The 11,780-nt window shown below is 68.5% G+C and carries 13 protein-coding genes; 8 read left to right on the top strand and 5 right to left on the bottom strand.

The genetic code is table 11. The features are described from left to right. Together Q0M60_RS01665 and Q0M60_RS01660 are read right to left on the bottom strand one after the other, a co-directional pair. Positions 1-1,239, bottom strand: a 1,239-nt coding sequence (locus Q0M60_RS01665; protein ID WP_296815111.1) for a DUF885 family protein, incomplete at its 3' end; no start/stop codon positions are given. Positions 1,240-1,294: 55 nt separating this feature from the next. Beyond that, entirely contained in the window at positions 1,295-1,738 is a 444-nt protein-coding gene (locus Q0M60_RS01660) for an HIT family protein (protein WP_296815109.1), read from the bottom strand. Between the two features lie 51 nt (positions 1,739-1,789). On the opposite strand from Q0M60_RS01660, the gene Q0M60_RS01655 reads away from it, so the two are divergent. After that, complete coding sequence (locus Q0M60_RS01655; RefSeq protein WP_296815107.1) at positions 1,790-2,392, top strand: DUF4287 domain-containing protein; 603 nt, start codon at positions 1,790-1,792, stop codon at positions 2,390-2,392. On the opposite strand, the gene Q0M60_RS01650 is transcribed toward Q0M60_RS01655, so the two are convergent. Together Q0M60_RS01650 and Q0M60_RS01645 are read right to left on the bottom strand one after the other, a co-directional pair. Beyond that, positions 2,377-3,516 (bottom strand): GNAT family N-acetyltransferase, encoded by a 1,140-nt coding sequence (locus tag Q0M60_RS01650; RefSeq protein WP_296815104.1) that lies wholly within the window; start codon positions 3,514-3,516, stop codon positions 2,377-2,379. The genes Q0M60_RS01655 and Q0M60_RS01650 overlap by 16 nt on opposite strands. Beyond that, entirely contained in the window at positions 3,513-3,971 is a 459-nt protein-coding gene (locus Q0M60_RS01645) for a RidA family protein (protein WP_296815102.1), read from the bottom strand. The genes Q0M60_RS01650 and Q0M60_RS01645 overlap by 4 nt, the downstream gene beginning before the upstream one ends. A 169-nt stretch (positions 3,972-4,140) precedes the next feature. Here Q0M60_RS01645 and yajC point away from each other — a divergent pair, with 169 nt between their 5' ends. The 7 genes from yajC to Q0M60_RS01610 all read left to right on the top strand — a co-directional run bounded on the left by yajC (position 4,141) and on the right by Q0M60_RS01610 (position 11,291). After that, positions 4,141-4,473: a preprotein translocase subunit YajC gene (gene yajC / locus Q0M60_RS01640; RefSeq protein WP_296815100.1), complete on the top strand. Its 333-nt coding sequence runs from the start codon at positions 4,141-4,143 to the stop codon at positions 4,471-4,473. A gap of 24 nt (positions 4,474-4,497) precedes the next feature. Further along, positions 4,498-6,093 carry a protein translocase subunit SecD gene (gene secD, locus Q0M60_RS01635; protein WP_296815097.1) on the top strand — a complete coding sequence of 532 codons (1,596 nt, stop codon included), beginning with the start codon at positions 4,498-4,500 and terminating at the stop codon, positions 6,091-6,093. 3 nt (positions 6,094-6,096) lie between these two features. Further along, on the top strand, positions 6,097-7,098 hold the full coding sequence (gene secF / locus Q0M60_RS01630; RefSeq protein ID WP_296815095.1) for a protein translocase subunit SecF: 1,002 nt from the start codon (positions 6,097-6,099) through the stop codon (positions 7,096-7,098). A 90-nt stretch (positions 7,099-7,188) separates the two neighbouring features. Next, entirely contained in the window at positions 7,189-7,806 is a 618-nt protein-coding gene (locus Q0M60_RS01625; RefSeq protein ID WP_296815092.1) for a hypothetical protein, read from the top strand. A gap of 28 nt (positions 7,807-7,834) precedes the next feature. Continuing rightward, the gene (locus Q0M60_RS01620; protein WP_296815089.1) at positions 7,835-8,467 is read left to right on the top strand and encodes a squalene/phytoene synthase family protein; all 633 of its coding nucleotides are present in this window, start codon (positions 7,835-7,837) and stop codon (positions 8,465-8,467) included. 103 nt (positions 8,468-8,570) lie between these two features. Next, positions 8,571-10,511 (top strand): PAS domain-containing sensor histidine kinase, encoded by a 1,941-nt coding sequence (locus Q0M60_RS01615; protein ID WP_296815087.1) that lies wholly within the window; start codon positions 8,571-8,573, stop codon positions 10,509-10,511. A gap of 3 nt (positions 10,512-10,514) precedes the next feature. Next, the gene (locus tag Q0M60_RS01610; protein ID WP_296815084.1) at positions 10,515-11,291 is read left to right on the top strand and encodes an exodeoxyribonuclease III; all 777 of its coding nucleotides are present in this window, start codon (positions 10,515-10,517) and stop codon (positions 11,289-11,291) included. On the opposite strand, the gene Q0M60_RS01605 is transcribed toward Q0M60_RS01610, so the two are convergent. Next, on the bottom strand, positions 11,288-11,780 hold a 493-nt coding region (locus Q0M60_RS01605), incomplete at its 5' end, for an oxygenase MpaB family protein (protein WP_296815081.1). The two genes, Q0M60_RS01610 and Q0M60_RS01605, sit on opposite strands and share 4 nt — an antisense overlap.

The raw sequence follows: 11,780 nt of genomic DNA, 5'->3' as shown, positions 1-11,780 counted from the left end.
TTCGCGCAGGAAGGAGGCGACCTGCTCCTCGGTCCAGTCGTCCGGGATCGGCGAGACCGCGTAGAAGGTGTTCTGGCCGCGATCGAGCGGGCCGGGCGAGTCGCAGTAGGCCACGGCCACGCCGCGCTGGAACTCGGGCATCAGGATGATCTGGACCGGATCGTCGGGCACGCTGACGAGATCGTGGGCGCGCACGAAGGCCGTGGTGGTCTCGAGCGTCTCGCGGGCGAGCGGCACGACCTGATCGCGCGCCGGACGCTCGGCGTAGGCCAGCTCCAGGGCCGCGGCGATGGCGGCGCGGCGCTCCTCACGGCTGGGCGAGGGCGGCAGGGCCGGGGCGTCGGCGCGGCCAGCGAGCACGCCCCGGGCCAGGCCGTACATCTCCGCGGTGATGGTTTCCATCGCCGTCTCGGCCTTGCTGCGGATCGCGGCGCGGTCCAGCGGCGAGTTCAGGGCGTACTGCAGCTTGCGGTCGTAGAGCTCTGCGCCGATGCGGAAATCAGCCTGGGCGGAGGGAAGCAAGGTCTGCTCGATCCACGCCTGATGCGAGGTCACGGCCTCTCGCGCGACGGCGACCGCGGCGGTCAGGCGGGCGGTCTCGGCCTCGGACAGGCCCTCCGCCTGGGACATCAGCAGATCAATCAGGCCGAGCACGCCGCGGTTCTGGTTCACATAGGTCTGGGCGTGGATGGATGGGACGCGATCTGGCTGCAGCGACGCGCGGGTGCCGGCGAACAGGGCCGGGAACCGCTCCATCCGACTGGCCGCAGCCATCAGGCGCTGCGACGCCGACGCATAGTCGCGCGCGATCAGATTGTAGAGCGAGCCGCCGGCCACGCCGTTGTGAGTCAGCGGATCCCAGGTCCAGTCGCGCAGCGTCTCGTAAGTCCAGATCTGGCCCTCGAGCGACGAGCGCAGCATGGCGGCGTCGACCTGGCGCTCACGGTCGAGTTCGGCGGCCGGGATGGCGTTCAGCGCCGTCAGGGTCTCGCGGGCGAAGGCGGCGCGGGCGTGGTACCCTTGGGGGCTGAGGTCATCGAGCCAGGCGTCGAAATCGTGGTCGCCTAGCTGGGTGGCGTAGGTCGGATTGAGCCGGGCGAAGGTCTTGATGGCGTCGGCCGCCAGGGCGTCGAAGGCGGCGTCGGCGCCGGAGGCGGCCTGGGCGCGCACGACGCCCGGCGCCAGGATCGCCGCCCCGGACAGGGCCAGCATGGTCCGGCGGGAAAGGAACAGGTTCATGGCGGTCTCCGACTGGTCGGCGGCGACCTTGGCGCGCGCGAGGCCGCGCGTCCAGTTACGCGGCTGTAAGCACGGCCCGGATCCTGGCCGCCGTGGCCTCCAGTTCGGCCGGGTCCGCCATCCCGCCCGAGCCGTGACGGCCGAGCGGCCGGTCGGACCAGCGCGGGATGACGTGGAAGTGCAGGTGAAAGACCGTCTGGCCGCCGGCTTGGCCGTTGAACTGGGACACGGTGACGCCGTCGCAGCCGAGCGCCTCGGGCACGGCGCGGGCCAGGCGCTGGGTCGCGGTGATCAGGTCTGTCAGGGTCTCGGGCTCGGCCTCCAAGAGATTGCGCGCCTGAGAGACCTTGGAGATGACCAGAACGTGGCCCTCCGACTGCGGAAAGACGTCCATCAGCGCGAGCACGCGGTCGTCCTCGAACACCTTCACGCTGGGCACGTCCCCGCGGATGATTTTGGCGAAGACGTTGTCGGGGTCGTAGGCGCCGGTCAGGCTCATGCGGTCCGCTCCTGTTTCGGCTATCGTAGCAAGGCGGACGGGGAGGTCGCCATGGGCGCCAGCGAAACGACGGCCAGGGGCGAGCCGGGAATGACGGAGCGCCAGCGGAAATGGTTCGCCAGCGTCCGCTCCAGCCTCGAGTCGAGCACCGGCCGGTCGATCGACGACTGGGTGGCCATCGCGCGTAGCTGTCCGGAGACGGCGCACCGCAAGCGTCTCGCCTGGCTGAAGGCCGAGCACGGGGTCGGGGTGAACTACGGCTCCTTCATCCTGATGCAGGCCTTTCCCTCCGAAGAGCCCGGCTGGGACGACCCGGACGGCCTGCGCGCGGTGCTGTGGAAGGACCCCGGGTCCGAGGCGATCCTGCGGGCACTGGAGGCCGCAGCCGGTCGGCTGGACGGTGTCGTGACGGGGCAGAGGAAGGGCTACACGCCGTTCTCGCGCTCGGTGCAGTTCGCCGCTGCGCGGCCGCTGAAGGGCGGCAAAGCCCTGCTCGGGCTGAAGCTGGAGCCGGAGGCGTCAGATCGGCTGTCGGCGCCCGCGCGGCGCGAGAGCTGGTCGGAGCGGCTCACGGCCGTGGTGGAGCTGAGTGCGCCGGCCGAGGTGGACGCGGAGATCGAGCGGCTAATGGCCCTGGCCTACGAGCGGGGCTGAGCCCGGAAGGGGCTGAACTCCGTCGTCAGGATCTCCGCCTCATCGGCCACCGCGGTGCGTTCCTGCTCCAGATATCGCGCTACGGCGGCGCGCAGGCCGGCGTTGCTGATCCAGTGAGCCGAGTGGACGGTGCGAGGCAGGTAGCCGCGCGCCAGCTTGTGCTCGCCCTGGGCGCCCGCCTCCACGCGAGACAGGCCGTGTTCGACGGCGAACTCGACGGCCCGGTAGTAGCAGAGCTCGAAGTGCAGGAAGGGCCGGTGCTCCAGCGCGCCCCACTGGCGGCCGTAGAGCGCGTCGCGGCCGATGAAGTTCAGCGCGCCGGCGATGGGCCGGTCGCCGTCGAAGGCCATGACCAGGGCGATCTGGTCGGCCATGCGCTCGCCGACGAGGCTGAAGAAGCGACGGTTCAGATAGGGACGGCCCCACTTGCGTGAGCCGGTGTCCATGTAGAAGGCGAAGAAGGCGTCCCAGTGCGCCTCGGTGATGTCCGCGCCGGTCAGGACGCGGATGTCGAGACCGGCGTTGGCCTCGCGCCGCTCGCGGCGGATCGTCTTGCGCCGGCTGGACGACAGGTCGGCGAGGAAGTCGTCGAAGGTGGCGTAGCCCCGATTGCTCCAGATGAACTGGCGATCCTGCCGCGGCAGCAGGCCCGCCTCGGTCATCAGGGCCTGGTCCTCGTCCGTGGCGAAATTGACGTGCAGCGACGACAGCCCCTCGCGCTCGCACAGGGTGACGGCGGCGGACACCAGGGCGCGGCGATGCTCGTCAGTGTCCGCGAGCAGTCTCGGCCCGGTCACCGGCGTGAAGGGAACGGCCGACAGCAGCTTGGGATAGTAGGCCCCGCCGGCGCGCTCCCAGGCGTCGGCCCAGGCGTGGTCGAAGACGTATTCGCCCTGGCTGTGACCCTTGAGATAGAGCGGCATCACGCCGACGACGGCGCCGTCCGCCTCCAGCGTCAGGTGCCTGGGCGCCCAGCCCGTGCGCGCCGAGGCGCAGCCCGAGGACTCACAGGCCTCCAGGAAATCGTAGCTCAGGAACGGATCGCCGGTGGGACCGGCGAACCGGTCCCAGGTCTGCCGGCCGACGTCGGCGAGGGCGCCGTGGACGGAGGCGCTGAGGCTCACCGCACCTCGACGATGGCGTCGACTTCCACGGCGAAGCCGAGCGGCAGCTTGTAGACGCCCACGGCCGAGCGGGCGTGGCGGCCGGCGTCGCCGAAGACGTCCACCATCAGATCTGAGCAGCCGTTGATGACCTTGGGAATCTCGATGAAGTCCGGGCCGGCCTGGACAAAGCCGCCCAGCTTGACCACTCGCACGACGCGGTCGAGGTCGCCGTCCAGCGCGGCGTTCATCTGGGCGAGCAGGTTGACGCCGCTCATCCGCGCAGCGGCCACGGCACGGTCCATGTCGACGTCCACGCCGACGGTGCCCTTCACGCCGCCCGCGGCGTCGTTGGAGAGCTGGCCCGCAATGTGGAGCAGGTTGCCCGAGCGCATGAAGGGCACATAGTTGGCGACCGCCGCGGCGGGGGCGGGCAATTCGATGCCGAGTTCCTTCAGGCGGGCGGCGACGGACATGGCAGGCTCCTGTGTTTCGAGGCGGCGATGTAGCGTCTTGAGCCGCCGCCCGGAAGGCCCGGCGAATTCCTTCCCTCGCCTGCGTTGCAAAGCCGGGCGCCAGACAATAGGTTCCGGCCTCCCATTTTCAGGCGCGGGCGGGGGCCCGCGACGAACCTTCGGAGACTCCATGTCCGCGACCCCGACCAGCGCCGCCGCAGACGGCGGCCTCATGGCGATGGCCGTGAACTTCGCCCCGTTCATCGTCATCCTCGTGCTGTTCTATTTCATGCTGATCCGGCCGCAGCAGCGTCGGGCCAAGGCGCACCAGGAGATGGTCGGCGCGATCAAGCGCGGCGACGAGGTCGTCCTGTCCAACGGCATGGTGGGCAAGGTGACGCGCGTCGAGGACCAGGAAGCCATGGTCGAGATCTCGCAGGGCGTGAACGTCCGCGTGGTCAAGGCGATGGTCGCCGAGGTCCGAAACCGCGGCGCAATCGCCGCGGCCAACGACAAGTCCTAAGTCACAGGGCCCGGGCCTCCCGCCATGATTCAGCTGTCGCGCTGGAAAGTCATCGTCGTCGTCCTGGCGGGAGTCCTCGGCCTGCTGTTCGCCCTGCCGAACGTGCTGACGCCGGCACAGCGCGAGGCGCTGCCGGACTGGATGCCGAGCCGGACGATCAACCTGGGCCTCGATCTTCGTGGCGGCTCGTCCCTGCTGCTCGAAGTCGACATTGACGACCTCCGCGAACAGCGCATCGCCAACCTGGCCGAGGATGTTTCGCTGGCGCTGAACCGGGCTTCGATCCCGCACCAGCGACCAGTGCGGGGCCAGACGGGTGTCACGGTCCGGCTCGCCGATCCCGCCCGCGCCACAGAGGCCGAGAGGGCGCTACGCGAACTGGCCCGGCCGAGTATCCAGACCGGGGCCGCGAACCTCACGGTCCGCGTCCAGGACGACGGCTCGCTGACTGCGCAGTTGTCCCAGGCCGCATTGGAGCAGGAGGCCAATGACGCGGTCTCGCGCTCGATTGAGGTCATCCGGCGTCGCCTGGACCCGGACGGCACGCGTGAAATCAATCCCCAGCGTCAGGGCCGCGACCGCATCATCGTGGCTGCGCCGGGCGAGACCGATCCGGAGGGCATGCGCCGCCTGATCGGCCAGACCGCCCGCCTGACCTTCCACGAGGTCGACAGCTCCGGCCGCGTGATGGAGGCCGTCCAGTCCGGCCGCGCGCCCTATGGCTGGATGCTGATGAACGACGAGGGCACGCCGTACCTGCTGCGCGAGCGTCCGCTGCTCACCGGCGAGATGCTGACCCGGTCGGAGGTCGCCTACGACCTGAACCAGCAGCCCGCCGTCGGCCTGCAGTTCAATGGCGAGGGCGCCCGCATCTTCGGTCAGTACACGACGCGCAACGTCGGCAACGCCTTCGCGATCGTCCTTGACGACGAGATCGTCTCGGTCGCTACCATCCGCGAACCGATCCCCGGCGGGAACGGCCAGATCTCGGATGTCGGCGGCATCGAGCGCGCCACCGAGATGGTGACCCTGCTGAACGCCGGCGCCCTGCCGGCGCGTCTGAACGTCGAGGAGCAAAGGACGGTCGGCGCCGAACTGGGGGCCGACGCGGTGCGCGGCGGCGCCATCGCCACGACCATCGCCTTCATCGGCGTGCTGGCCTTCATGGTGCTGGTCTATGGCGTGCTGTTCGGCGGCATCTCGGTCGTGGCCATCCTGGTCAACGGCGTGCTGATCATTGCGGCCATGTCGGCCACCGGCGCCGCGCTGACGCTGCCTGGTATCGCTGGCCTTATCCTGACGCTTGCGATGGCGGTCGACGCCAACGTCCTGATCTACGAACGGATGCGTGACGAGGTTCGCAATGGCCGTACGCCCATCGCCGCGATGGACGCGGGCTTTTCCCGGGCCATGGTCACCATCGTCGACGCCAACCTGACGACGCTGATCGCGGCCTGGATCATGTTCTTCTTCGGCGCCGGCCCGGTGCGCGGCTTCGCCTGGACGCTGTCGATCGGCGTCATCACCTCGGTCTTTACGGCCGTCCTGATCACCCAGGTGCTGCTGGCGGTGTGGGTGCGCGTCGCGCGACCCAAGCGCCTGCCGATCGCCGAGGCTTAAGCGATGAAGTTCTGGCCCCTCATCAAGATCATTCCGATCAAGACGAACTTCAAGTTCGTCTCCTTCGCCAAGTACATGGCGGCCCTGTCCGTCATCGCGGTGATCGGTTCGCTGTTCATGACCCTCTATCCGCTGACGCCGCCGTGCGGCGGGCTGAATTGCGGCGTGGATTTCACCGGCGGGAGCCTGATCGAGGTCGAGACCTCGCCCCGGCCCGTCGACCTGGCCGCAACGCGCGAGGCCCTGATCGCCGCCGGCTTCAATGACGTGCAGGTCCAGAACTACGGGACGTCAAGCGATCCCCAGGGGCGCGAGCACGCCATGATCCGCTTCCAGACCCCCGCCGACGGCTCGTCGGAAGCCGCCATGTCGACCGCCCGTGCGGCGATCCAGACCGCGCTCGGGGAAGATATCCGGTTCACCCGCCAGGAGGTTGTCGGCCCGAAGGTCTCCGGTGAGCTCTTCACCGGCGGTGTCATCGCGCTGCTCGTCGCAATCGGCCTGATGCTCGTCTACATCTGGTTCCGGTTCGAATGGCAGTTCGGCCTCGGCGCGGTCGCGGGTCTGTTCCACGACGTCATTCTGGTGTTCGGCCTTTTCGCCGTCACCAAGATGGAGTTCACCCTCACCGGGGTGGCTGCGATCCTGACCGTCATCGGCTATTCGATGAACGACACGGTTGTGGTGTTCGACCGCCTGCGCGAGAACCTGCGCAAGTACAAGAAAATGCCTCTGCGCGACGTGATCGACCTGTCGATCAACGAGACGCTCAGCCGCACCATCATCACCGGCGTCACCGCCCTGATGGCGCTGACGGCGCTCGCCTTGCTCGGGGGCGAAAGCCTGTTCGCCTTCTCGGTGGCGCTGATCTTCGGGATCATCTTCGGGACCTATTCGTCGATCTACGTCGGGGCGCCGATCATCCTTCTCTGGGGCGTGAAGCGTGGCGAGGCTGCGGACGACGATCCGGAGCCGATCAAGCTGGGCATGGCGTCCAAGCCCTGAGAGGCAAAGCCCCCACAGCCTGTCTGTTTTTCCCGGACCCGCGCGGCGCTATGGTCGCGCGGATTCGTTTTCGGCTTGGGAGGAGCTGACATGGCCGGACTGCTGTCCAACTTTCGCAACACTCTGGTGGTCAGCTTCCTGCTGGCCTGCGTGATGATCTACAGCTTCGGGACGGGGCGCTTCGACGATCCGATCTTCTGGCAGGCGGTCCTGCGCTGGGTCCACGTCCTGGCGGGCATCCTGTGGATCGGGCTGCTGTACTATTTCAACTTCGTGCAGATCCGGAAGATGCCGGACATCCCCGCCGAGCTGAAGCCGGCGATCAGCAAGCACATCGCGCCGGAGGCCCTGTTCTGGTTCCGCTATGCGGCGCTGGCGACCGTCATTGCAGGCCTGATCGTCGCCTACCTGCGCGGCGTCGACTACGCCCACGAGACCCTCACGCTGGGCCTGATGGGAGGCTTCGCCGACGGTGACTACGGCTTCACCCTGATGGGTGTCGGCATGTGGCTGGGGATCGTCATGATGCTCAATGTCTGGGGCTTCATCTGGCCGAACCAGAAGATCGCTCTCGGCATTCGCGACGGCTTCGACGCCGACGCGAAGGCGAAAGCCGCCAAGACCGCCATGCTGTTCAGCCGCACCAATCTGCTGCTGTCACTGCCCATGCTGGCTTCGATGACGATGTATCAGACGCTGGTCGGCTGATGAGCTCGGTGGCGGCGCGTCCGGCCGGATGACGGCCGCCTACGACTTCGACGGCAAGGTCCGCCTTGCCGATCCCGACCGATGGATGTCGAGCCGCTTCATCTCCGACGAGGCGGCTCGCGCCGATCTGATGGTGCTCTACGCCTTAGAGGCGGAGTTGGCGGCCATTCCTACCAAGGTCGTCCAGCCGATGCTGGCCGAGATGCGCTACGCGTGGTGGCGCGAGCAACTGGACGGTGTGTTCACCGGCGAGCCACGACGTGGCCATCCCCTGCTGGAGGCGCTCGCCGGCGTGGTTGAGCGCGGCGGCCTGGAGCGTGCGGCCTTCGAGGCCCTGATCGAGGCGCACATCGGCCGCGCCCACGGGGAACCCCACGACATCACCGGTTTGTTCGTCGCGCCGATGCAGATGGCGACTCGCGTGCTCGTGGGAGGCGGGCATGAGGCCGCCGTCGCCGCCGCCGGGGAGGTCTGGGGCCTGACGATGACCGGCCGCGCCGCTGAGGCCGAGGCCCTCAGGCCCGCCGCCAACACCGCCCTGAAACGACTGCCGGCCAGGGGTTTTCCAGCCGTCGCCCATGCCGCGCTTGCGCGTCTCGACAGGGCAGAGGCTCTCAAGCGGTTGCGCCTGGTCTGGGCGGTCGCCCGGGGCCGAATCTGATGAAGAGGCTTGCTTGAAATAGTGGCGTCATGTCCGGAACCGCGCAGCGCTGGGACCGTTCTGAAACGACGTGTCTTTTTTCGAGCCGGGGGGCTCCCGCCTTATGAACGCCAGCCTGCAGCCCCGGATCAGCACCGACGAGGACCGCTATCGGCTGCTGGTGGACGCCATCACCGACTATGCGATCTACATGCTGGATCCCGGCGGGCTGGTGACCAGCTGGAACCCGGGCGCGCGGCGATTCAAGGGTTATGTGGCCGAGGAGATCATCGGTCAGCACTTCTCTCGCTTCTACACGCCCGAGGATCGTCAGGCCGGCGTGCCCGAGCGGGCGTTGAGGACAGCGGCGGAGGAGGGCCGCTGGGAGTCGGAAGGCTGGCGCGTCCGCAAGGATGGTGAGCGCTTCTGGGCGCACGTAGTGGTCGACGCCATCCGGTCGCCGGACGGACAACTGCTCGGTTTCGCCAAGATCACCCGCGACCTGACCGAGCGCCGCGCCGCCGCCGAGGCCTTGAAGCGGAGCGAGGAGCAGTTCCGCCTGCTGGTCCAGGGAGTCACGGACTACGCGATCTACATGCTCGATCCGGAGGGCAAGGTATCGAGCTGGAACGAGGGCGCCCGTCGCATCAAGGGTTATGAGCCCGAGGAGATCGTGGGCGAGCACTTCTCCCGCTTCTATGCGGCCGAGGACCGCGCGGCCGGCTGGCCTGAGAAGGCGCTTCAGGCTGCCGCCGAACAGGGCCGCTTCGAGCGCGAGGGCTGGCGGGTGCGCAAGGACGGCAGCCGTTTCTGGGCCCATGTCATCCTCGACGCGATTCACGACGACGACGGTCAGGTCATCGGCTACGCCAAGATCACCCGCGACATCACAGAGCGGATGGAGGCCCAGCGTCAGCTCGACGAGGCGCGCGAGGCGCTGTTCCAGTCGCAGAAGATGGAGGCCGTCGGCCAGCTGACCGGCGGGGTGGCCCACGACTTCAACAACCTGCTGATGGCGGTGCTCGGGAGCCTTGAGCTGGTCAAGAAGCGCGTTCCCTATGATCCGAAGGTCTCTCCTCTGATCGAGAACGCTATCCAGGGCGCGCGACGCGGCGCGGTCCTGACCCAGCGTCTGCTGTCTTTTGCGCGCAAGCAGGAGCTAGCGCTCGAGCCCGTGGACATCGCTTCCCTGGTGCGAGGGATGACGGAGTTCCTCAGCCGCTCGATCGGTCTGAACATTGAGGTGGTGACGCGTTTCCCCGCGGGCCTGCCCGTCGTCCGGACCGATCCCAACCAGCTGGAGACCGCGCTCCTGAACCTCGCGGTCAATGCCCGTGACGCCATGCCCGAAGGCGGGACCATAACCATTTCGGCGGCTCGGGAGGTGGTCGCCGAAAACGCCGCCGGCCTGTCGCCTGGTCTCTACGTGCGGCTCACGGTCTCGGACACCGGCGCTGGAATGGACGCACACACGCTCGCGCGAGCCAGCGAGCCCTTCTTCACCACCAAGGGTGTCGGCAAGGGCACGGGCCTCGGTCTGTCCATGGTGCACGGCCTGGCCGCGCAGTCCGGCGGTCGGCTCGACATCGAGAGCCGCCCCGGCCACGGCACCACAGTGCACCTGCTCCTGCCTGTAGCCGAAGGCGTCGAAGTCTCGAAAGGTGAGGACGGGCGCGCTCCGGCCGGCCAGCCCCGCGAGGGACGGCTCCTGATCCTGGCGGTCGATGACGACGACCTGGTGCTGATGAACACCGTCGCCATGCTGGAGGACCTCGGGCACGAAGTGCTGTCTGCGTCTTCGGGCGTCGAAGCGCTCACAATCGTCGAGGAGCGGCCCTGGATCGATCTGGTTCTGACCGATCAGATCATGCCTCATATGACCGGGCTGGAGTTCGCTGAGGCGGTGTCGAGCACCCGTCCGAACCTGCCGGTTGCGGTGGTCACCGGCTTCGCTGACCTCCCCGAAGGCGAGGCGCTGGGACTGGCCCGCCTGCCCAAGCCCTTCACCCAGGCCGAGCTCGGGGCCTTCATCAACACCGCCGCGCGGAGGCGGGCCGAGGCCTGAGCCGTGCGCCTGGCGACGTTCAACATAAACGGCGTCAACACGCGCCTGGCCAATCTGCTCGAGTGGCTGGACGAAGCCGAGCCCGACATCGTCTGCCTGCAGGAGCTGAAGGCGACGACCGAACAGTTCCCGGTCAAGGCCATCCGCGACGCCGGCTATGACGCCGTCTGGCAGGGCGAGCATCGCTGGAACGGCGTCGCCATCCTCAGCCGCATCGGCGAGCCGGTCGTCACTCGCCGCCGTCTGCCGGGCGACGAAGCCGACGGCCAGAGCCGCTACGTCGAGGCGGCCGTCGGGGGCGTGCTGGTCGCCAGTCTCTATCTCCCCAACGGCAATCCGCAGCCGGGCCCCAAGTTCGACTACAAGCTGGCCTGGTTCGACCGGCTGGCGCGCCACGCCAAGACGCTGCTCAAGACCGAGGCGCCGGTGATCCTGGCCGGCGATTACAATGTCGTGCCGACCGAGGCGGACATCTACAACAGCCGCTCCTGGAAAAAGGACGCCCTGCTGCAGCCCGAGAGCCGCGCGGCCTACCAGCGCCTGCTCGACCAGGGCTGGACCGACGCCATCCGCGAACGCTTCCCCAACGATCCGCCGCCCTGGACCTTCTGGCAGTACTTCCGCCAGGCCTGGGAGCGGGATGCGGGCCTGCGGATCGATCACCTGTTGCTCAATCCGGCCGCCGCCGAACGCCTCCGGGACGCCGGCGTCGACCGCGAGGTGCGCGGCCGCGAGAAGGCGAGCGACCATGCGCCCACCTGGATCGAGCTCGACCTTTAGTCTGCGTGGACGCGCACGTTCGGCGAATCCGCATAGGCCCAGCGCAGGGTCTCGGCCATGGCGAAGGCGCTGGCCCGCACCGCGGGGGCCGTCAGGCGCGGCGACTTCAGTCCGTGCATGTCCCGCGCCCAATCCGGCAGCAGATCGACCGCGGCCGCCATCAGCACCTTGGACGCCGGCTCGGCGACGAGCGGGCCAACGCGCTGGGTCAGCACCATCCGGCAGACCTCGGCGGAGCGGTGATCGGCGCGCAGCCGCGGGCGCATCGCCGCGATGAAGGCCTCCGTCGCCGCCAAGCTCTCCGGGACCGGATCGGCGCCGAGCTCGCGACCGATCAAGGTCATCTCGGCGAAGTAGCGGTCCTTGTCCGCCGCCGACATCTCGGGCTGTCCATAGCGCGCCCAGGCGGCCAGGAAGCTCCAGGTCTCCGCCGCATGGACCCAGGCCAGCAGCTCCGGGTCATTGGCCTCGTAAGGCGTGCCGTCCTCC

Source organism: Brevundimonas sp., from assembly GCF_024711105.1.
In the GTDB taxonomy this organism is placed as follows: domain Bacteria; phylum Pseudomonadota; class Alphaproteobacteria; order Caulobacterales; family Caulobacteraceae; genus Brevundimonas.
This window is presented reverse-complemented; position numbering and strand designations above follow the sequence as displayed.

What these genes read in the sequence shown, in the direction of transcription:
- secD (WP_296815097.1), top strand. Translation starts at nt 4,498, where the DNA reads ATGATTCAGCTGTCGCGCTGGAAAGTCATCGTCGTCGTCCTGGCGGGA.
- Q0M60_RS01655 (WP_296815107.1), top strand. Translation starts at nt 1,790, where the DNA reads ATGGGCGCCAGCGAAACGACGGCCAGGGGCGAGCCGGGAATGACGGAG.
- yajC (WP_296815100.1), top strand. Translation starts at nt 4,141, where the DNA reads ATGTCCGCGACCCCGACCAGCGCCGCCGCAGACGGCGGCCTCATGGCG.
- Q0M60_RS01660 (WP_296815109.1), bottom strand. Translation starts at nt 1,738, where the DNA reads ATGAGCCTGACCGGCGCCTACGACCCCGACAACGTCTTCGCCAAAATC.
- Q0M60_RS01620 (WP_296815089.1), top strand. Translation starts at nt 7,835, where the DNA reads ATGACGGCCGCCTACGACTTCGACGGCAAGGTCCGCCTTGCCGATCCC.
- Q0M60_RS01625 (WP_296815092.1), top strand. Translation starts at nt 7,189, where the DNA reads ATGGCCGGACTGCTGTCCAACTTTCGCAACACTCTGGTGGTCAGCTTC.
- Q0M60_RS01615 (WP_296815087.1), top strand. Translation starts at nt 8,571, where the DNA reads ATGAACGCCAGCCTGCAGCCCCGGATCAGCACCGACGAGGACCGCTAT.
- Q0M60_RS01645 (WP_296815102.1), bottom strand. Translation starts at nt 3,971, where the DNA reads ATGTCCGTCGCCGCCCGCCTGAAGGAACTCGGCATCGAATTGCCCGCC.
- secF (WP_296815095.1), top strand. Translation starts at nt 6,097, where the DNA reads ATGAAGTTCTGGCCCCTCATCAAGATCATTCCGATCAAGACGAACTTC.